We start from the raw sequence: 19,304 nt of genomic DNA, 5'->3' as shown, positions 1-19,304 counted from the left end.
GTTTGCTGAAAAATCCCTCGCGGCGGCGTTCATTTCCTGATTCAATTTGGTCGAGAATCGGTGGAGGTCGGCATGCGCGGGACATTCGAGGATCAAGGCGGGCTGTTTTTATATATCTCGCCGGATGCGCGGGTGCCCCAGAACCATCCGCTGAGGAAAGTCCGGGCGCTAGTCCGTGATGTGCTGGGCGAGATGAGCCGCAGCTTTTCCAGCCTCTATGCGAAGGAAGGTCGTCCGTCGATCCCGCCTGAGCAATTGCTCAGCGCGCTGCTGCTGCAGGTGTTCTATGGCATCCGCTCGGAACGCCAACTGATGGAGCAACTGGACTACAATCTATTGTATCGCTGGTTCGTGGGGCTGTCGCCGGACGACCGGGTCTGGAACCCGACCACCTTCACGAAGAACCGCGAGCGACTGCAGAACGGCGACGTGTTCACGAAGTTCATGACCAGGCTTCTGAACCTCGCCGAGGTCAAGGCGCTGTTGTCGGACGAGCATTTCTCGGTGGACGGCACGCTGATCGAAGCCTGGGCTTCCCACAAGAGCTTCCGCCCCAAGGACGGCAGTGACGGCGACGACGGCACCAACTTCCATGGCCAGACCCGCAAGAACGACACCCATGCCTCCACCAGCGATCCCGACAGCCGGCTCTACCGCAAGGCCACCGGCCGCGAGGCCAGGCTCTGCTACATGGGCCATGCCACCATGGAGAACCGCAATGGTCTGGCGGTCGCCGGGATGGTGACGCATGCCAGCGGCACCGCCGAGCGTCGCGCCGCGGAGAAGATGCTCAAGGCCAAGGCCAAACAGGCCGGCCGGCGCATCACCGCCGGCGCGGACAAGGCCTATGACACCGCCGATCATGTCGCCAATCTGCGCGCCATCGAGGTGACGCCGCATGTGACGCAGAACAATACAATCGGCAAGACCGGCCGCAGCCGTCGCAGCGCGATCGACGAGCGAACCACCCGCCACGAGGGCTATGGTATGTCGCAGACACGGCGCGCGATGATCGAATGCATCTTCGGATGGGGCAAGCAACACGGCACGATGCGCAAGACCAAACATCGCGGCATCGGCGCTGTCGCCGCCGACTTCATGCTCAACCTAATCGCCTACAACCTGATCCGCATTCCAAAACTGCTCGCCGCATAGCCTCCACGCCGTCCAGGCGACGACGCGCGACGCCCGATCAGCTAACTACACCACCATCGCGCCTGTCCGCTGGCAAGAAAATAGTCGGATTTTGGGTTTTTCAGCGGACTGCTAGGCCAGCGTGGACCTGCGCCGTCTTGAGCATAGGCGCTCTGGGGCAATGACCATGATCCGCGTCGAACGCTGCGGTCGGTTCACGATCTGGGCAATGGTCGTTCTGATCGTTGTGGATGGGGTTTCGGGTACTGGCCTAATTAGGCCACTCGGAGATCCGAAGTAGGCCTTTGCAATAAATGGTACCAGGCGGCCTAGTCGAAGGTAATTCCAATCCTGTTTTCTTTCCGCCAGACTACCCGGCACATTCGGCTGATCTGATCTGAAACAACGACGAGATTAAATTCAGACGGAATTCCTGCCGGGCTTTCAACAGACAGAGCAGCCCCCGTATCCGATAAGTTGCGGACTGTGCAATCGATGCCGCCGCCGCCAAATTCGATGGTGCCAGCTTTGAAAACGCGTTTTCGCGGTGCAATCCTATGTTCGCTCATGAGTCGAACATAGGTTCTATTTCCTGAGACTTTCGTAAATAGTCCATCGCAATTTTTGAATTAGGCACTAGGGGTCGAAACAGGCCAGCACCGGGTTTCGATAAGCTAATGCTCTCTAATAAGTAGCCCGATGGCCACATGACCGTCAACTGGGCAGGCAGTATCTCGAAAAAATGCAGACAAATGGCCCGATTAAGGGGCCATTGAAGTCAATCCTCGTCGTTCACATCATATACGTGAATGATCCGACGCGTGTGCGGTTGAAATACGACGGCCCTGCGGTTTACGACGTCGTAGTGGTATCCTTCAACTCCGTACTGACGCGGTAATTCTCGCGATCCATGCGGGCCATATCCAAAACGTTGCCCGGGCGACAGATCGCCATAATATTCGTAGGACCGTGGACGTTCACGATCCCGGTAGATGTATTCACGAGCAGGCTCTCGTTGCTCAACGGGCATCGAGGAAGCCACGATCGCACCAATGACCGCGCCTGCGATAGCTGCCCCGGCGCGATCATCCGCTCTTGCGAGCCCGGGCATTAGAAGCAATGCTGCGGCCGCAGCGAAATTGAAAAAGTTAAGTTTCATAGCCAGTCCTTGCGCTACAATCTGTCAGCTTGCGAGACACTGGGTCAGGATAGTTAACGAAGCGTGAAAATCTCCACGAAGTGATCTTCTTGCGCATCTGCAAACTAGATTTTACCGACAGCCATCCATCCGGGCAATCGGCCGTGCTGCACATCATCGCTTTTGAGCGAGAGCTGAGGCCCCAAACGCAAACCGCCGCCACCTCCAGTCAAGGAAGCGGCGGCGATGGTTCTGCAAAAGCGCGCGGGGGTGCCACCCGCTCTTGCAGGATCACCGTGGCGCCAATGAGCAATCATGCACGCGTTGCTATGCGTGTGCTGGCTAGCTTGTGGCATTCATAACACCCGATGGCGTGGAGTGCTCGGCAGCAACAGTTTGCCAGCGATCTTCCTAACCGAGTGCGGTATTGCACGAGTACCGCACTCGGTTGGCAGGGAATCAGATGAAGGGACGGACGAGCCCATGATAGATGGGACGACGGACCCTATTTCGGGGTCAACTGCTCTTGCTGCCGCGCCCAATCGAGCGGAAGGGGTCCAAGCAGCCCGTTAAGTTCGAGACCAGCGGACTGCTGCCCTTCAAGGATCGATTGGATTATCGCTGGCGCCAATAGTGTCAAGCGCAACACGCGGCTGAGATATCACTCGTTGAGCCTCGTGTAAAAACGCCAATGGCCATGTCGCAGGTTTGGAGCATCTGATCATTGATTACGCTTTTAGGTGAGGGTCTAGGTATCGCTCAGGATTAACGGTGGCAGATGGGAGGCGCCCAAAGACAAGCGCGATCGTGCTATGAGTACGCGCAACTTTCGTCATGACTAGACCTCATCGTTGCAGGTTAGGGCCGGCAGGAAGTTCCAGCTTCCTCTCGGTTTGTTTTTCCGGTACCATAATAAAATGAAGGCCGTAATTAAAAATGGTACCAAAAAAGGACGGGGTAGACCTGCCGCCGGTCAAGGCGTTCAAATCGGCACACGTTGGTCGGAAACAACCGTTGCTGCAATTGAGGTTTGGGCGGCGCAACAGTCCGACAGCCCGGGCCGATCAGAAGCCATTCGCCGCCTTGTTGAAATGGGCTTGGCAGGCGCCACCAACGGCCGCCCCAAGAAATCCGCTGCATCCCCGAAATCGTCCGAACTTGCAGCGGTGCAGATCGATCGGCTAACCGACTAGAACGCACCAATCGAAGGCCGGAAAACTCGAAAGCGACGCCGGTTAAAAGGGCCGTCCGAGTTCCGCAGCGTCCGCGTCGACCGCAAAAAGCCTAAGTGATGGCCTAGATTCGGGGCATGGAGCGGCAACTAGCGAGCGCATCAATTGGAGCAGCCGGACGACGCTGACCATGTCGAAAGGCAGCATGACCAATTATTGGTATTGCTGGATCATGTACGCGCACAAGTTTACACTATGATAATCGCCGTGGTTCTCATCGCCGGCGTCGCCGGTCTCGGTTATGTTGCCGTTTATTTTCTAGGGCCATGAGGTCTCACTCAGGCGCCCCCACCAGCGTCGACGAGTTCAAAGACTGAAACACGTGCAGCGGTTATTGCGTCTCCTAAGGCTGACACTAGTCGTTTGAGCGTGCCTGATGAAATTGCTGCGGAAGCGCTGCGGCGAGCGCTGACCCTTCGCATCCAAGATGACCAGCCTCCAAGCCTTCCACCGCCAATACCACTGCCTCGGCCCCGGCCGATTGCGCGACCTCGCTAGCTGAATTTCACCTGTCGTTGACCAACGCGCCTTACCCTACCTTTTTCAGAATATGTTCGAGATCAGATATGACCCAGCAGAAAACACCCGCCGGCGGATCAGCCCGCGAGCAAGCCGAAGCGCTCTTCAAAACCCCAGCTAAGCCGGCGACCGGAGAGAGTGATGAAAAGATGGCGGCTTTCGCTAATCGCGACCGGCTGAAGGCGGAAAGACTTGCGAGGGAAGGCCACACGCCGACCAAACTGCGCAAATTTGTCGAAACACTTTCGAACGGCGTTGCTGGCCGTGTCGCATACGTCACCGTCGCGGCGGCGATGTCGTCGGCAGCCGACCTCGCGACGTGGAAGGAAGACTTCACCTTCAACGCTGCGGAAGCCATTCTAGCGGCGCCAGATCTGAAAGCAGTCTATGCGGCAGCGATCAAGGATGGTTGCGCCTTGGTTCAACCAGCGTAATTTTAGATCAGCGCGGGGTAGTAACGGTGAATTCTACTCCCAAGCCGGACCTGCCTGACCACACGCTGATTGTCGACCTTGAACTACCGGCGCGCATTCTAAACGCGCTCCAACGAAATGGCTTCGCGACGGTAGGCGAGGTCCGCGAAACATCGGATCAGAATATTCTCAGCATGCAGGACATCGGGCCGCGATCGCTAAAATTCCTGCGGACAGCGTTGGGTGGCCCAAACCACAGAGATTGACCTGCAACGGCACATTATCGTTTTCTCAGTTTTATGCCGACGCAACAAGAAGCCCTTGTCGAACGCTACATGCAGGCTGCCGGCATCGCAGCCGTATCGATCGACGTCACCGGTGCGATCGGCTTGGTCGACGTAGTCGGCCTTAATCGCCCGCGGGACTAGCTTTGGTTATGCTGCCCCGCCGGCGATTACCGACGGCTTTATCAGTCTTCGACCGCCGGTCTGGCGGGATCGCTGGCGCCGACGGCCTCCGTCGACGTTGTCGAGAAAGCCGCACGGGCGTTGCGCATTCCCCTAACGCGTCACGAGGATACCGCACGAGTACCGCACTCGGTTGGCAAGAAATCAGGTGGGGGCGCGGACGAGCCCAGGAGGGATTGGGCGATCCTCCCTATTTCGCGATCAGCTGCTCTTGCTGCCGCGCCCAATCGAGCGGAAGGGGTCCAAGCAGCCCATTAAGTTCGAGACCATCGGACTGCTGTCCTTCGAGGATCGACTGGATTAGCGCTGGTGCCAGCAGCGTGAGCCGTAATATCCGGCTGAGATACGACTCGTTGATGCCTTCTGCTTTCGCCAAATCTCGGACGGTGGCGTGCCGGCCGGACTCCAGCATGTCCCGCCACCGATGGGCGCGAACGACCGCTTTGACCAAGGTGCTGTCGATACGAGCGGCCCGCGGGATCCAAGGCGCCGCATCGGGCGGTGTCACGACCTGCTTGCGGCCTGCTTGGTGGCGCAGCGTGATGGGAATGTGAACCGAGATCGTTCGGCCGTCTCGGCTCAGCGTCGGGCGGCGGGATTTGCCGACAATCAGGTTCTGCTGAGCTGTCATGCGGCCTCTTTCTGCGGGGCAGTGGCACCGCGGAGATCGTTGCAAAGCGAGGTCAGGCCATCGACCCGCAGGCGGAGGTCAATGCCGGTCGGGCTGATGTCGACCCGCTCGACCAGCAGCTCGATAATGCGGGCCTGTTCGGCTGGGAAGAGTTCAGCCCACAGAGGCTCGAATTCCACGAGCGCACTTCGGACATCGTTCTCGTCGAGTGACGTGCCGGCTTTCTGCGCCGCGCGCCAGGTGGCGACGATGACCTCTGGTGCGAGCAGCAGCGACCGAATTTGCTCAATCACGATCCGCTCGATCTCCGCGGCCGGGACCTGGCGGACTGGGCAGGCATCCGTCCCCCGCTTCAGGACGCTTTGGCTGATGTAATAGCGGTAGAGCCGACCGTTTTTCCGGGTGTGGGTGGGCGACATCGCCGCGCCGTCAGGTCCAAACAGCAGCCCTTTCAGGATCGCCGGGGTCTGTGCCCTGGCGCCGGCAGCCCGCCTTCGGGGGCTGTCTTTCATGAGGGCGTGGACCTGGTCCCAGAGCTTGCGGTCGATGATGGCCTGGTGCTCGCCGGGGTAGGACGTGCCCTTGTGAACGGCCTCGCCAACGTAAACGCGGTTGCTCAGCAGCTTGTACAGCACGCCTTTATCCAGGAGGTGGCCGTACCGGTTCGTCGCCCCCTTCGCCACCAGCTCTCTGGCCAGCAAGGTCGCGGACTTCAGGATCAGGAACCGCTTGAAGATGCCTCGCACCGTCTCAGCGTCGGCATCATGGATAATGAGCTTGCGACCATGGACTTCATAGCCAAGCGGCGTCCAACCGCCCATCCACATGCCCTTCTTACGGGAAGCCGCGACCTTGTCCCGGATCCGCTCGCCGGTGACCTCGCGTTCGAATTGACCGAAGGACAGCATCACGTTGAGCACCAGCCGGCCCATTGGGCTGCGGGTGTCGAACGACTGGGTGATGGACACGAAGGTGACGTTGCGCGCGTCGAAAGTCTCAACCAAATTGAGAAAATCCAGCATCGACCGGGAAAGCCGGTCGATCTTGTAGACAAGGATGATGTCCAGTTTGCCGGCCTCGATATCGGCGAGCAGCCGCTTCAGCGCAGGTCGCTCCAGAGTTCCCCCGGAAATGCCCCCGTCGTCATAACGGTCGGGCACGAGCGCCCAGCCTTTGGCGCGCTGGCTGACGATGAACGCCTCGCAGGCCTCTCGCTGGGCCTCCAGCGAGTTAAACTCCATGTCGAGGCCCTCCTCGCTGGATTTGCGGGTGTAGACCGCGCACCGCATTTTGCGGACCGGGGACGGGGCATCACCACGATGCGTGGACTTCTGACCTCCATCGGCAGCGGCCGTTGCAGATTTGGGCTCGACCGACTTGCTGCGGCGGACGCTCATGATTTCACCTGGTGATTCTTGAGGCCGAAGAAGACCCAGCCGTTCCACTTGGTGCCGGTGATCTCCTGGGCCACTGACGACAGCGACTTGTATGGACGGCCGAGATATTCGAAGTCGTCGGTCCGGACCGTCACGCAGTGCGAAATGCCCTGCCACTCCCGGATCAACTGCGTGCCGGCGATCGGCCGATTTACCGGGCGGGCTTTCCGCTCGGCGACGCTCTTGGCGTCGTATTGCCTGGCCATGGCGCGGAGGCGGTCGACCGTCTCGCGGGCCAGGCCGCCGTAGGCCAGCTCCTGGATCCGATAGGCCAGCCGGCTCTCCAGGAAAAGCCGGTTATACTGGGGTGGTTCGCTGTCAAACAGCTCCCGCCATTTGGCCCTCAAATCCGCGGCGGATGCGCCCTTTAGGGCCGCCAATTGGCTCAAAACGGTGTCATTCACGTGCCGATATCCTCGCATTTGCGATGGACATGACCGAGCGATCCGGGCTCGAAGTCGAGCGGATTATCTCGATTTTCGGCTGAAATCCGACTGGACTTCCGGTCCTGAAGACGCAAAAGAGCTGCCGCTAAAAGGGCGGCGATTTCGGTCAGTCCGTCGTGGCGATCTGTCGTCATACAACGTTGATCGGCGTACAGGCACGCATCGGTCCAACAGTTTCATATGAAACGGTAGAGCGGCGCAGCGCATGGGACCTGAGCGTAGTTGCGAGATGTATAAACAGCGGATCAGCGCAACGCGACGTCACCGATGGCTTAATCTTTGATCTGCCGATCAGTGATTCGCGCACGGGGAGTACTTGATGGAGCACGTGGTTTCAGCATCTGGAAAAGCGCTCGATAATCTGAGGGGCCTCATGCTGCGCGACGCATTTCTGCGGTATGTCCTGCAAGATGAGTCGATCGCCGAGGTGAGCGCGCGGCTATTGGAGGCGCGGCCGCAATATTCTTCCATTTTCCGCGAAGGGCAGGCGCCCGGCCCAACCGTGAACTTTTTGTGGCCTTTGCACAGAAGTGAGAACGAGCTCGCGGCAGTCTTCGTGCACCGCTTACTCTTCGTTTTGGGCGAGCCACTGCCTCAGCCAACGGAGCTGGAGAGAGTAGCGGCAAAGTCGATTGTCGAGCGCATCGACCAGCTTGTCAGCGGCTTGTCGTGTGGGGAACTCGTCGCAATTGGAACATTCGCTACAACAGGAGCTGAGGTAAATGTCAGCGCCGCTCAGTGGCGACGGAAAGATCTGGTCCTAGATGTTCAGAACAGCAACATTTGTGAGATGCTGAACAATCGGCCCGTAAATATTTGGAGTGGAGTCTGGCTTGAAACGGCAGATCGGCGGGATTTCTCGACGCCATTGGCATCCTTGCCCACGGATGACAATCGCTACTCTAAGACCCAAAGGCAGACCGAAACCAAGGGCAAAGCTCGCCGAGAATGCCTCGATTGGCTTATATCGATGACATCTGACAAAAATTGTCTACCAATGTCCAATCCAGCTTTATGGGATATGGCGAAGACAAAGTGGCCGGGCAAGATCGGGAAGCGCCAGTTTAGCCTCTGCCGGGATGAGGCACTTGCCAAATTGCCCGATAAAGAGCGGGCATTGTGGACCCGGCCAGGGCCTAAGCCTAAAGCGAACTAATTCGATTCGCTTCACTGCGAATTCGCATAGGCTATTTTTCAGTGCGTCATCGTAGTCAGTCTTGCTGCATCGAACTTGATGCGGTGATGACATGTCTACAGAGCGACCCCCACAAGACCTGGATAGGCTGCTCAAGGAGCAGGACGCGGCTGAGCTTCTGAGCCTCTCAGTTCGAACCCTCCAATCATGGCGAACACGATTGGCCGGTCCTGCCTTCGTTCAGGTGGGGCGGGCGGTACGCTACCGGCGGCAGGATCTGCTCACCTGGATCAGCGCCAACACTTGCGGTGGCTCAGACGGGCGCCGGCCATGAGCAGCACCTCGGAGATTGAAGACGCTCCCACGGAGCCCCGCTTTCGACGGGTTGAGCTGTCCCGAGCATCGCTATGACTGAGTCTGGGAGGCGGAAGCACAGCGCGGAGACGCGCGCCAAGATCCGTGCAGCCAATCTCGCTCGCTGGGATGATGCTGAAAAGCGAGCGAAAGTGAGCGAGGCGACAAAAGCTCGGATGGCCGACCCGGCTGTTCGTCAGCGAATCAAAGACGGTATGCGCCGTGCCTCCATTCAGAAGGACGAATTACGCGAACTGCGTGCTGTTTGGGCCGCCACCAGTCCGGCAGCACAAGCGCGATTCATACTGAGTTTAATGTCAATCGCATCGCTTGAAGACGCCGATCGCGATGGCTGCAATGGGTGAGGTAATTCCGGCAGCTCGGAGCGCACTCAAGACGTTTACCGCTTTGAAGCTCGCAATGCTTGATGAAGCCGCCATTGACGAGCGCTTGACCCACCTCGACTTTCGCCTTTTCTATTACCTCGCGAGCGCATCGGATCGCGAAACTGGCATCGCTCGCCGTAAGCAACAAGTAATTGCTGAAGCTTTGAACGTAACGCGACGGGCTGTCCAGCTCAGCGCGGGACGCCTGGCCGCGTCTGAGTATATCTCTGTGCTAATAAAGGAAGGCGGCAGCTACACGCATGGCTACGTGATTGAGGTTGATAGGGCGAATGCCAGTTCGCTTTTTCAAAACCCAAAGGCGAACGTGGATTCGCCTTTGGCTAGAAAAAGGCGAACCTGCACAGTAAAAAAAGCGAACGGAGACCCCGATAAAGGCGAACCGCCATTCGCACCAATTCTTCCCTTGAATTCCCTTGATATCCCTTTGGGGGGGCCGATGCCTGACGTCGTTCTTGCAAGTTTAAGAAAGTGGCTTGGCGATGATATCTTCAGAAGCTGGATCGCCAAGCTTACGATCGCTGGCGTCGCGGATGGTACAGTCACGCTGATGGCTCCCACACCTTTTTACGCGGAGAGAGTTATGCGTGATTATGAAAAGCCACTGATCAATGCGTGGAGCACCATAGATCCCTCGATTGAGCGCGTCGCTGCCTTTGCCGCAAAACCTGGGATTTCCAAGATATAAGCTGGATAAGGCGAAAGTCTGGATGGTTGGGGAGTCGGACCGGTTAGGGTGTTTTATCCAGAGAAAGTCTGACCTCAATCCAGAAAGCCCATCAGGGAGCACACCGGTGATCATGGTGCCAATAGGGGCTTTGGACTGGTTAGGGTGCTTCGCATGGGAAGGAAACAATGCACAAAGCCATCCGTGCGTTCAGCAGCAAGGCGCGAGACCGCCAATATCGATGCTAACGGAAGCAGCTGTAGCAACCGGTAAAAACGTTTTACAGGTTGCTCACATGGGGGCGGAAGTCGCGAGCCTCCGATATTCCATCCACTCCAGCCAGAGAGGGGGGGTGGCCAAAACTCTAGAGGGCAGGGGCATCGGACCGGTTAGGGTGTTTCATCCAGAAAAAGTCTGACCTCAATCCAGAAAGCCCATCAGCGAGCACGCCGGTGATCATGGCGCCAAGCCATCCGTGCGTGACGCGGCAAGGCGCGAGACCTCACCTGGCGACGCTGACGGGAGCAGCCGTAGAAACCGGTAAAAACGTTTGACAGGTTTTTCTTATGGGAGCGGAAGCCCTTGGCCTTCGAGGCTGCATTCACTCCAGCCCGAGAGGGGGGGTGGTCAAAACTCTGAAGGTTAGGGGCATCGGACCGGTTAGGGTGGTCCACACGCAAAAAGTCGGTTTTTAACAACTAAAAGCCCACTTGCTCCCGATCCGTCAACGCGTCTGATGCCAGCGAAAAGTTCGGCGGAATTAATACAAAAAGCCACTCCCGTTGTTTTGCCGTCGACCGTCGCTACTGCTCATAACGTGCCGCCTGTATAGATGCTGTCAAAGCATGGGATGACCGCGTAACCACAGAGTCAGACGATACAAGCGACCGCTGCTTCGAAACGCTCGCGCGTCAAAGCGGCTACCCTATGCAATCGCCCTAGATCTCGATCGCCAATCGGCAGGCTGAAATCATGATGCGCATCGCATCAGAATTTGGATTTAGGCCGGCGAGCACGAGCAGGATCTCAGTGCCAGACGAGAGCCGTCTGCCCTTGTTTGATCAGTCCACAGTTTTGCGAGCATCGGAATGATCGACATGAACGGGAAGCGAACGAGAGCTCGGCGGCGGCTTCAAAGGATGCTTGCTGATCTTGCAAAAGAGCGTAGGCCGGGCGATTAACGCTGAGATCGTGTTAGCCCTTGTACTACGCCGCTCTTACTTCCCGCAAAAATGCATCGACCTGCGTCTTCAAATCTTTGCCGCTCTGCGATAGGTCCGCGGCGGATTCCACGACGCGTGAAGCGGCGGCACCGGTTTCGCGAGCGGCTTCATTGACCCCGACGATGTTTTCCGAAACTTCGCCGGTGCCGCGGGCGGCGTCGGCGACGTTGCGGGCGATCTCCAGGGTAGCCGCGCCTTGTTCTTCGACCGCGGCAGCAATCGCACTGGCGATCTCGCTGACCTTGCCGATGGTCGCGGTAATGCCCTGGATCGACCCCACCGACTGCCGCGTGGCGTTCTGGATCGCGCTGACCTGCGCCGATATTTCGTCGGTCGCCTTGGACGTCTGCGTCGCCAGTGCTTTCACTTCGGACGCGACTATCGCAAAGCCGCGGCCGGCTTCGCCAGCACGCGCCGCCTCGATGGTGGCGTTGAGCGCCAGCAAATTGGTCTGCGCAGCAATCTCGCTGATCAAGTTTACCACATCACCGATCTTTTGCGCGGCGGCGGCGAGGCTCTGGACTTCGGCATTAGTGGCGTTGGCCTGGTTAACGGCGTCGCCTGCAACGCGGGCGGATTCATTGACCTGCTGGGCGATCTCGCTGATCGAGGCATTGAGCTCCTCGATCGCGGCGGCGACGGCCTGCGCGCCTTGGGTGGCAACTTCAGAAGCGGCGGCGACTGCGGCAGTCTGGCGGGTAGCGTCGGAGGCGGTGGCGGCCATGGACTGCGCGGTGCTGCGGAGTTCGCCGGCCGCGGATCCCACGGCGTCAACCACGCCGCCGACACCGGACTCGAACCTCGCCGCCAGCGCATTCATACTATCGCGGCGCTCCACCTGGCTGCGTTCGCGCTGCTGCTCCTGCGCCGCGCGCAATTGATCCGTCTCGATCAGGCCTTCCTTGAAGATTGCCACGGCGCCGGCCATGGAGCCGATCTCGTCCTTGCGGCCGGCGCCGGGAATCGCCACCGCATGGTTGCCGGCAGCTATGGCGCGCATCGCCGCTTCCAGCGTGCGGATCGGTTTCGCCATGCCGCGACCGACAAAGGTCGCGATGCCCGCCGCCAGCAGCAGCACGCACACAGAAGCGATGACCAGCCAAGTCAGCGCGCTGCGCGTCAGCGCCGCGTAGGCGGTTACATCGCGCACGATCTCGAACACCGCAACCGGCTGATCCGAGAAGTTCCTGATGACCCCGAAAGTGGTGGCCGAGGGACGCCCGTTGGTTTCGCCGAACTGGATCACTGTCTCACCGCCCATGGCGCGGCGGATGGCGGAACTGTCAGCGGTCGCACCGGTCAGCGTTGTGGCGAGCGTCTTGGTGGACTGCCCGTCGAGCTGATGGATCGCGACGTCCAACTTGAAGCGGCTCTTCATGCTGTTGACGAATGTCTTACCGAACGGCGCGCCAATATCGACCGTGCCGACCACAGTATTGCCGTCGCGCATCGGACTGGTGCCAAAAATGTTTAGCACATCGCGCCCGGCCTCGATGCCGCCGACGGCCTTCCCGGTATTCATCACTTGCACAACCATCTTGCGTCGCGCCGACAAGTCGTCGTCGAAGGCGGTGACATTGTGGGCGCGCGCAAAGGCGACAGCCGGCGGAATTTGGATGGTGATCAGTTCTAGGCCGCTCGGCGTGATCCGCTGCATGGCTTCCTTGAGTAATGCGAGCGTGCCGGCCCGGTCCCTGGCGCGCACCACATCCTTGAGCTGCGGCATCGACGCCAGCGCGTCCGCGACGGCAAGCGCGGCCCGTGTGTCAGCGTTGAGCGCGGCGGTCAAGTTGGCGTAGTCGTTCTGCGATTCCCGGTTCAGCGCGACATCGACGATGGCCTGTTGTTGCCATGAGCTGAAGGCAGCAACGACGCCGCAGGCACCAGCCGCCACTAGCGTGATTGCGAGGACCATACGTGCTGAAATGGACGTGAGTGTCTGCATGTCGCCCCTCGACCCCCCCCGAAATAAACTTTTTGCTGCACCGCTAATATCCCACAACAGTTAGGGAGTTAGCGTGAAGAAGGTATTAAGGGATACCCGGCTGAACTGTATGATCGCCAGTACCTCGCTCAGCGACGGAGGGGGGGTATCAAAACTCTGAGGGGAAGGGGCATGGGACCGGTTAGGGTGGTCTACACGCAAAAAGTTGTTTCTTTAATCTGAAAAGCCCACTTGCTGGGCGTAATCCGCACCCGAGCATTCAACGGAAATAATACAAAAGCCACCTCGCGTTTCGGATACGCCTTCGGCCATGGACCGCTTCTGGCGCGAAGCGGTCAGTCATGGACATGTCCGCTCTTAGGGGCAGTACAGACATGCCGGGGCTAAGACTGAGGTCGCCATTTGACCCATAGCGGACCTGAATTAATGGCTTCCGAGAAATTCAGCTTTTGACCGGTAGCGGACAGATAGGGAACGGAGGCGCTGGCGAACGACACCCGGGTCCGTAGTTTGAAGGTGTCAGCCTTTTGAATTCCCGAGTTTCACCTGTGGGCGTCCTCAGATTCTATGTCGTCCTACTAACAAGATTACAGATTTTACAGCTAATTAACACGTTAATGGAAAGGTGATGCCTATCTGCATCCCCTTCGAAGAGATTTGCGGCCCGATGAGTTCCGTCCGCCGAGAACACGCTGCCCTACAATTGCCGATTTGGGCTGCAGTCTTCCTAACGCTCATTTGCGTTGCGATCTTCGCTATGAGTAGCTGGCGGGAATGGTCCACGAGGAACGCTGAGCTAAAGAATACAGAAATCGACATGGCAAACCTTGCGCAGTCGCTCGCGCAACACGCCGCCGATACATTCGAACTGGCCGACACGGTTCTCAATGGCGTCGTCCATCGACTTGAAGTCGACGGCAATGGCCGCGAAGCCATCACGCGGCTTCAGACCTTCATCGATATGCGCAGACCAAAACTGGGCCGTATCCGCGGCCTGTTCGTCTACGACGAGACCGGACGTTGGCTCGCAACGACCGAACCGGTGAGCCTGAACGGTCTGAACAACAGCGATCGGGAATATTTTCGCCGTCACGCTGAATCAGACGATCGCGGTTTGCTGATCGGCCGGCCTGTAAAAAGTCGTTCCGGCGGACAATGGATCATTACCGCCTCAAAGCGTTTCAACCATCCAGACGGCTCCTTTGCGGGCGTCGTGTTGGCCACCGTTGACGTCGCATACTTCGTGAAATTCTTTGATAGATTTGATCTCGGAAAGAAGGGCGCGGTTTCTCTCCTCAGTGCCGATGGCATCATGCTCGCGCGCAGCCCCGATGATGGAACTTATGTCGGACGGGATTTGTCGAACACACCGTTGTTTAAGGATCGTGCCGCGCGTCCAGCGTCGGGCGCGTATTATTTCACATCGCCCCTGGATGGAGTCCAACGGCTGAGTTTCTACAGGACGAGCGAGCATTTTCCCCTTCTGATCCTAGCTACCAAAGCACAGGATGAGGTGCTGGCCCCGTGGCGCAAGGATGCCGCCGTGCGAATGACATTCGTCCTCGCACTGCTGCTCATAATTGCCGTCATTGGCGTCTTTTTCGTTCGGCAATTGCAGGTGCGTCAACGAATGGCCGCTGAACTTGTAGCCAAAGAGGCGGACTTTCGCTTGCTCGCTGAGGAATCCAGCGACATGGTCACTCGCATCGGAATGGATGAGCGCATTCAATATGTTTCGCCGTCATCGAGCCGGGTGGTGGGCTGGCCACCGGAACAGCTAATGGGGACGCCGGCGCTGGCGGGCGTGAACGCGGAAGATCTCCCGAGGGTAAAGGCGCTGGTGGCAGCCTTGAAGCGGGGCGAAGAAGAAGACGCCCGGATCGTGTATCGCAGCCGTCATCGGGAGAAAGCGGAGGTATGGATCGAATCCACCATGCGCGTCACCAGGGAGTATGAAACGGGAGCCATCAACGGCGTCGTCGCGATATCGCGCGATATGACGGAGCATAAAGACCTTGAGCAGAAGCTGTCTTCGCTTGCGACCTTAGATGGCCTAACCGGAATAGCCAATCGCCGACATTTCGACGAACAACTGGAGAGGGAATGGGCAAGGGCGCGACGGGATGGCACTCCATTGTCACTGCTAATGATCGACGTCGATCATTTCAAGAAATACAATGATCGATACGGACATCAGGCTGGTGACGTTTGCCTGAAGTCTGTTGCGCAGGCGCTGGCCGCAGCGGCTCGACGACCCGCCGACGTAGCGGCAAGATACGGCGGAGAAGAGTTTATTCTGCTTTTGCCCGATACCGATCGCGCCGGATGCGAACTGATGGGAAGCAAGATCAGGGACTCTCTTGCCGTCCTTGGCATCGATCATCAGGCGAACCTCCCATCCCAAAAAGTGACCGTGAGCATCGGAGGCGCAATAGCTTTCGTCCAAGACGCCAAAGCGTCAAGCTCATGGCTGGTCGAGGCAGCAGATCGAGCACTGTATGTTGCGAAGGATGAGGGGCGCGATCGACTAGTGACGTCGGGCACAATAGTAGAGTTGTCGAAGGGAAGGAATGCCTAAGGCCCTCGGAACCATCAAGAACACCACGGTCTCGACTGATGGAACAATCGGCCACCTTCATAGCGCTACCAAGTACCTGCGAACCGCCAAGTGACCTAAGATCAATCTCTTCCGCTATTGGCACGTCGTGGTGCTGCTGCGCAGCAGCACGTCGACTATCGATGCAGAGCGGACTCTGGCGCGGCATCAGCCTGGCGGATTTATGGTTTCATGGCCTAGGGCCTTTTGGTGGCCGCTCCGAGATGAAGGGGGGGGGTGAAAACTCACAGGGTTAGGGGCGTCGGACCGGTTAGGGTGTTTCATCCAGGAAAAGGCTGACCTCAATCCAGAAAGCCCATCAGCGCGCACACCGGTTATCAAGGTGGCAATAGCGGCATCGGACTGGTTAGGCTGCTCACGCAGGGAGGAATAGTCCCCGTCCTGGCAGAGCTTGCTCTTGGGGGGGGGGTATCAAATCTCTACGGCCTAGGGGCATCGGACCGGTTAGGGTGGTCCCCACAGAATAAGTTCAAAGTTCAATAGAGAAAGTCGCACGCTCAGAGCATCTGACTCTGCCAGACGCTTCATTTGCCCCCGGAATGCGTTCCATAACAACTGATGTGCGAATCAGCCTCGCCTCTTTCTACTAGGTAATTAAATGTCGCCCAACGCGTGATCGTATCAAGTCGGGCCTGCTGTCATTAGGGCCAACGATGATGCAGGTCGTCGATCACAAACGCGTGGGCATGTCCCGCGTGTTCGCCGTGCACGTGAGGATGGTTCGAAGGCAGATCGGGATGGCGGTGCGGGACCACATCGTTGTCCGACGCGAGCCACACCGTTCGGGCTAGTAAAACGCCGGAGAGCGCGACCGCTGCGAGCACAAGCAAGGTCGGCACCAATCCCGCCCCCGAGCCAAGCCAGCCGGCCAGCGGATAAGTCAGCAGCCAGCAGGCGTGCGACAGGGCGAATTGCGCGGCAAAGACAGCGGGCCGGTCGGCTGCGTGCGCCGAGCGCCGCAGTAAGCGTCCGGACGGCGTCATGACGGCCGAATAAGCGACGCCGAGCACCGCCCACGTTGATAGCAGGCCCGGCCAGACCCACTCCGTGGCCACAGACGTCGATACCAGCAGGCCGAAACACAGAAGCGCCGCTGCGAGCAGCCCTGCCGCCGAAAGCATGACCGGGCGATCCGGCACCCGGTCGAGCAATCTCGGCAGCGAAAGTGCTGCCACCATAGAACCGCCGCCGAAACATGCCAGAGCGATGGCCACGTCGGTGTCCGATCTGTGCAGCATCCCGCGGACCAGCACGACGGTGTTGACGATCACCATGGCGCCCGCTGCGGCGACGGACAGGTTGAGCGCCAGCAGGCCGCGCAGGCGGGGCGTAGCGAGGTAGATGCGGATCCCGCGCGTGGTGTTGTCGTATATGCCTCGCTTGCGCTCCGACGCCTGGGGCTGAGGAATGGTTACCGACAGCACCAGGGCCGCCGAGCAGAAGAAGCCGATCACCGTTCCGAAGAACAACAGGTGGAAGGTGATCACCGTGAGCAGCGCCGCGGCCAGGATCGGGCTGACCAGGCTCTCCATGTCGTAGGCCAGCCGGGACAGCGAAAGCGCCCGGGTGTACTGGGCCTCGTCCGGAAGCACGTCCGGAATGGTCGCCTGGAAGGTTGGCGTGAACGCCGCAGAGGCCGACTGCAGCACGAAAATCAGTAGGTACACCTGCCAGACCTGATCGACGAACGGCAGCACCAGCGCCACCGCGGCGCGCGTGAGGTCCATCGAGACCAGGAAGGCCCGGCGCGGCAGCAGATTGGCGAAGCCGCCGACGACGGGCGCCACGCCGAGATAGGCGATCATCTTGATGGCAAGCGCGGTCCCGAGCACGGCACCTGCCTTGTCGCCGGCGATCTTGAAGGCCAGAAGGCCAAGCGACACCGTCATCATGCCGGTGCCGATCAGCGCGATGACCTGCGCTGCGAACAGATGACGGTAGGTGCGATTGGCCATAACAGAGAGCATGTTGGGCGTCCTTGCTGACGGCTGTCCGATATCGATTGTAGCCCATTTACCGGTTTTTCAGCTGTTCGCCATTACTCTAACTGCTGTTTTGCAAGCATCAGAAATTGGCAGGCGAGTGGACATGGGTGGCAAGTGCGCAGGATGCGGCGAAGAAGTCGCTCTCCCTTTCGAATTCAAGATGGCTTTTCAGCCGATCGTCGACCTCAAGGCCAACCGCGTGTGGGGCTATGAGGCGCTTGTGCGTGGCCCGAACGGCGAGTCCGCCTTCTCGGTGCTCGATCAGGTTACCGAAGAGATTCGGTACCGCTTCGACCAAGCTGCCCGCGTCCTGGCGATCGAGACCGCCGGCGCCTTGTTCAAGCAGCCGCATTTGCGGCTGTCTATCAATTTCATGCCGAACGCCGTCTACGAGCCTGCGGCGTGTATTCAGAAGTCGCTGGCCGCGGCCAAGCGGGTCGACTTTCCGCACCAAAACCTGATGTTCGAGTTCACCGAGAACGAGAGGATGACCGACGTAGCGCATGTGCAGAGGATCGTTGAGGCGTATAGGAAATTCGGCTTCATGACGGCGCTGGACGACTTCGGCGCCGGCCATGCCGGCCTCGGCCTGCTAGCGCGGCTGCAGACCGACCTGATCAAGATCGACATGGAACTGCTGCGCAACATCCATCTCAGCCGCGCCAAGCAGGCGATCGTCGCCGGCATTGTCGGGATTGCGCGCGAACTCGACATCATCGTGCTCGCCTAGGGTGTTGAGAGCGCCGCCGAGCTCACCGTGCTGCGCGCTGCCGGCATTTCGCTGTTTCAGGGCTATCATTTCACAAAGCCTGCGTTGATGGCGCTGCCCGATGTGCCGTTGCTGGATCAGCCCATCCTGATCCGTAGCGTAAGTTAGAGAGACTTTTCCTTTTGCGGAGCCTCACGCCGCCAGTCAGCGTAGTAAGGTAGCGTACATGGGTATGGTGCCGTCGGTTGGTCAGGCCGAAGCGCTGTTTACATAACTTTAGCTATGTCCCGCTAACCAGGATCAATGGGGTCTAATACTGCAATTGCGCTAGCTAGCAGATGGCCGGCTTGGCTTCATGCCGTCGTCCTGTTGCTTGCCAGCTGGGTGGTCATGGCCTCGCTGTCCTTGCAGGTTCGTCCCGGCGCCGATGTCGTCGCTGTCGCCTTTCCGCCGTGGTGAACCTCGCAGCAGATATTCCTTGCCGCGGCTTCTCCCAATGCAGCGATCGTCAGGACCAGTGCGCTGACATCTATCTTAATTGTCCGCCCGGACGGTTTCGACGGCCTCAAACGGCTGTTCGACGCTGGCGCCTGGTTGGCTGTCGAACCCCAGACTGAGCGCCCGATCCAAACGGGTGGGAGTTGCGGATAACGCGGAAGCTGACTGGCACGCAGCCCCATTGGCAAAACATGTGTCGCATTGGTAAGTGCCGCCGATGTCCGTAAACCAGTGGTTGATGAAGACGTGGATCGCCTGCTATAACGGCGCCCATTTCTTGAAATGGGGTCGAAATCGGATGACTTGCCCGTCTTGCCGCGCCCGTTGCTCATTGCTGCCAAATGGGGCCAC

16 protein-coding genes and 1 pseudogene are annotated in these 19,304 nt (G+C 58.9%); 9 read left to right on the top strand and 8 right to left on the bottom strand.

Annotated elements, in window-relative coordinates; genetic code table 11:
* Positions 1-72 precede the first annotated feature (72 nt).
* A complete protein-coding gene (locus FIU28_RS25360) occupies positions 73-1,155 on the top strand; it encodes an IS5 family transposase (RefSeq protein WP_143573947.1) in 1,083 nt (360 codons plus the stop codon).
* A 308-nt stretch (positions 1,156-1,463) separates the two neighbouring features.
* Here the strand turns inward: FIU28_RS25360 and FIU28_RS25355 are convergent, their stop codons facing one another.
* A complete protein-coding gene (locus FIU28_RS25355) occupies positions 1,464-1,703 on the bottom strand; it encodes a PilZ domain-containing protein (protein ID WP_143575829.1) in 240 nt (79 codons plus the stop codon).
* Between the two features lie 209 nt (positions 1,704-1,912).
* Positions 1,913-2,293, bottom strand: coding sequence for a hypothetical protein (locus FIU28_RS25350; protein WP_143575828.1), 381 nt, complete (start codon positions 2,291-2,293; stop codon positions 1,913-1,915).
* A gap of 896 nt (positions 2,294-3,189) precedes the next feature.
* Here FIU28_RS25350 and FIU28_RS25345 point away from each other — a divergent pair.
* The 3 genes from FIU28_RS25345 to FIU28_RS27400 all read left to right on the top strand — a co-directional run bounded on the left by FIU28_RS25345 (position 3,190) and on the right by FIU28_RS27400 (position 4,702).
* Positions 3,190-3,465 carry a hypothetical protein gene (locus tag FIU28_RS25345; protein WP_246660810.1) on the top strand — a complete coding sequence of 92 codons (276 nt, stop codon included), beginning with the start codon at positions 3,190-3,192 and terminating at the stop codon, positions 3,463-3,465.
* A gap of 605 nt (positions 3,466-4,070) precedes the next feature.
* Positions 4,071-4,457: a hypothetical protein gene (locus FIU28_RS26610; RefSeq protein ID WP_168203042.1), complete on the top strand. Its 387-nt coding sequence runs from the start codon at positions 4,071-4,073 to the stop codon at positions 4,455-4,457.
* Positions 4,343-4,702, top strand: coding sequence for a DNA-directed RNA polymerase subunit alpha C-terminal domain-containing protein (locus tag FIU28_RS27400; RefSeq protein ID WP_368039322.1), 360 nt, complete (start codon positions 4,343-4,345; stop codon positions 4,700-4,702). The genes FIU28_RS26610 and FIU28_RS27400 overlap by 115 nt, the downstream gene beginning before the upstream one ends.
* Positions 4,703-5,093: 391 nt before the next feature.
* Here FIU28_RS27400 and FIU28_RS25335 read toward each other — a convergent pair whose 3' ends face one another.
* From FIU28_RS25335 to FIU28_RS25320, 4 genes are read right to left on the bottom strand one after another with little or no spacing between them, the layout of a single operon-like run.
* Positions 5,094-5,534, bottom strand: a complete 441-nt coding sequence (locus tag FIU28_RS25335; protein ID WP_143575827.1) for a hypothetical protein — start codon at positions 5,532-5,534, stop codon at positions 5,094-5,096.
* Positions 5,531-6,931: a recombinase family protein gene (locus FIU28_RS25330; protein WP_143575826.1), complete on the bottom strand. Its 1,401-nt coding sequence runs from the start codon at positions 6,929-6,931 to the stop codon at positions 5,531-5,533. The genes FIU28_RS25335 and FIU28_RS25330 overlap by 4 nt, the downstream gene beginning before the upstream one ends.
* On the bottom strand, positions 6,928-7,374 hold the full coding sequence (locus tag FIU28_RS25325; RefSeq protein WP_143575825.1) for a DUF2924 domain-containing protein: 447 nt from the start codon (positions 7,372-7,374) through the stop codon (positions 6,928-6,930). Before FIU28_RS25325 ends, FIU28_RS25330 begins: the two co-directional genes overlap by 4 nt.
* Positions 7,371-7,550 (bottom strand): hypothetical protein, encoded by a 180-nt coding sequence (locus tag FIU28_RS25320; RefSeq protein WP_143575824.1) that lies wholly within the window; start codon positions 7,548-7,550, stop codon positions 7,371-7,373. The genes FIU28_RS25325 and FIU28_RS25320 overlap by 4 nt, the downstream gene beginning before the upstream one ends.
* A 185-nt stretch (positions 7,551-7,735) precedes the next feature.
* Here FIU28_RS25320 and FIU28_RS25315 point away from each other — a divergent pair, with 185 nt between their 5' ends.
* From FIU28_RS25315 to FIU28_RS25300, 3 genes are all read left to right on the top strand, one after another.
* The gene (locus tag FIU28_RS25315) at positions 7,736-8,572 is read left to right on the top strand and encodes a hypothetical protein (protein WP_143575823.1); all 837 of its coding nucleotides are present in this window, start codon (positions 7,736-7,738) and stop codon (positions 8,570-8,572) included.
* Between the two features lie 91 nt (positions 8,573-8,663).
* Complete coding sequence (locus FIU28_RS25310; protein WP_143575822.1) at positions 8,664-8,885, top strand: helix-turn-helix transcriptional regulator; 222 nt, start codon at positions 8,664-8,666, stop codon at positions 8,883-8,885.
* 350 nt (positions 8,886-9,235) lie between these two features.
* Positions 9,236-9,997: a DnaA N-terminal domain-containing protein gene (locus FIU28_RS25300; RefSeq protein WP_143575820.1), complete on the top strand. Its 762-nt coding sequence runs from the start codon at positions 9,236-9,238 to the stop codon at positions 9,995-9,997.
* Between the two features lie 1,185 nt (positions 9,998-11,182).
* On the opposite strand, the gene FIU28_RS25290 is transcribed toward FIU28_RS25300, so the two are convergent.
* Positions 11,183-13,144 carry a methyl-accepting chemotaxis protein gene (locus FIU28_RS25290; RefSeq protein WP_143575819.1) on the bottom strand — a complete coding sequence of 654 codons (1,962 nt, stop codon included), beginning with the start codon at positions 13,142-13,144 and terminating at the stop codon, positions 11,183-11,185.
* A gap of 667 nt (positions 13,145-13,811) precedes the next feature.
* Between FIU28_RS25290 and FIU28_RS25285 the strand changes: the two genes are divergently transcribed.
* Positions 13,812-15,722, top strand: coding sequence for a diguanylate cyclase domain-containing protein (locus FIU28_RS25285; RefSeq protein ID WP_143576407.1), 1,911 nt, complete (start codon positions 13,812-13,814; stop codon positions 15,720-15,722).
* 680 nt (positions 15,723-16,402) lie between these two features.
* Here FIU28_RS25285 and FIU28_RS25280 read toward each other — a convergent pair.
* Complete coding sequence (locus FIU28_RS25280) at positions 16,403-17,728, bottom strand: MFS transporter (RefSeq protein WP_143575818.1); 1,326 nt, start codon at positions 17,726-17,728, stop codon at positions 16,403-16,405.
* 121 nt (positions 17,729-17,849) lie between these two features.
* On the opposite strand from FIU28_RS25280, the pseudogene FIU28_RS25275 reads away from it, so the two are divergent.
* Positions 17,850-18,623: pseudogene (locus tag FIU28_RS25275) on the top strand (EAL domain-containing protein).
* Positions 18,624-19,304 lie beyond the last annotated feature (681 nt).

This window comes from Tardiphaga sp. vice154, assembly GCF_007018645.1.
Taxonomy (GTDB): domain Bacteria; phylum Pseudomonadota; class Alphaproteobacteria; order Rhizobiales; family Xanthobacteraceae; genus Tardiphaga.
The sequence above is the reverse complement of the archived record's forward strand: the minus strand, read 5'-3'. Positions and strand labels throughout refer to the sequence as shown.

Coding starts and splice junctions, on each gene's coding strand:
- FIU28_RS25360 (WP_143573947.1), top strand. CDS start 73: ATGCGCGGGACATTCGAGGATCAAGGCGGGCTGTTTTTATATATCTCG.
- FIU28_RS25355 (WP_143575829.1), bottom strand. CDS start 1,703: ATGAGCGAACATAGGATTGCACCGCGAAAACGCGTTTTCAAAGCTGGC.
- FIU28_RS25350 (WP_143575828.1), bottom strand. CDS start 2,293: ATGAAACTTAACTTTTTCAATTTCGCTGCGGCCGCAGCATTGCTTCTA.
- FIU28_RS25345 (WP_246660810.1), top strand. CDS start 3,190: ATGAAGGCCGTAATTAAAAATGGTACCAAAAAAGGACGGGGTAGACCT.
- FIU28_RS26610 (WP_168203042.1), top strand. CDS start 4,071: ATGACCCAGCAGAAAACACCCGCCGGCGGATCAGCCCGCGAGCAAGCC.
- FIU28_RS25335 (WP_143575827.1), bottom strand. CDS start 5,534: ATGACAGCTCAGCAGAACCTGATTGTCGGCAAATCCCGCCGCCCGACG.
- FIU28_RS25330 (WP_143575826.1), bottom strand. CDS start 6,931: ATGAGCGTCCGCCGCAGCAAGTCGGTCGAGCCCAAATCTGCAACGGCC.
- FIU28_RS25320 (WP_143575824.1), bottom strand. CDS start 7,550: ATGACGACAGATCGCCACGACGGACTGACCGAAATCGCCGCCCTTTTA.
- FIU28_RS25315 (WP_143575823.1), top strand. CDS start 7,736: ATGGAGCACGTGGTTTCAGCATCTGGAAAAGCGCTCGATAATCTGAGG.
- FIU28_RS25310 (WP_143575822.1), top strand. CDS start 8,664: ATGTCTACAGAGCGACCCCCACAAGACCTGGATAGGCTGCTCAAGGAG.
- FIU28_RS25290 (WP_143575819.1), bottom strand. CDS start 13,144: ATGCAGACACTCACGTCCATTTCAGCACGTATGGTCCTCGCAATCACG.
- FIU28_RS25285 (WP_143576407.1), top strand. CDS start 13,812: ATGAGTTCCGTCCGCCGAGAACACGCTGCCCTACAATTGCCGATTTGG.
- FIU28_RS25280 (WP_143575818.1), bottom strand. CDS start 17,728: ATGCTCTCTGTTATGGCCAATCGCACCTACCGTCATCTGTTCGCAGCG.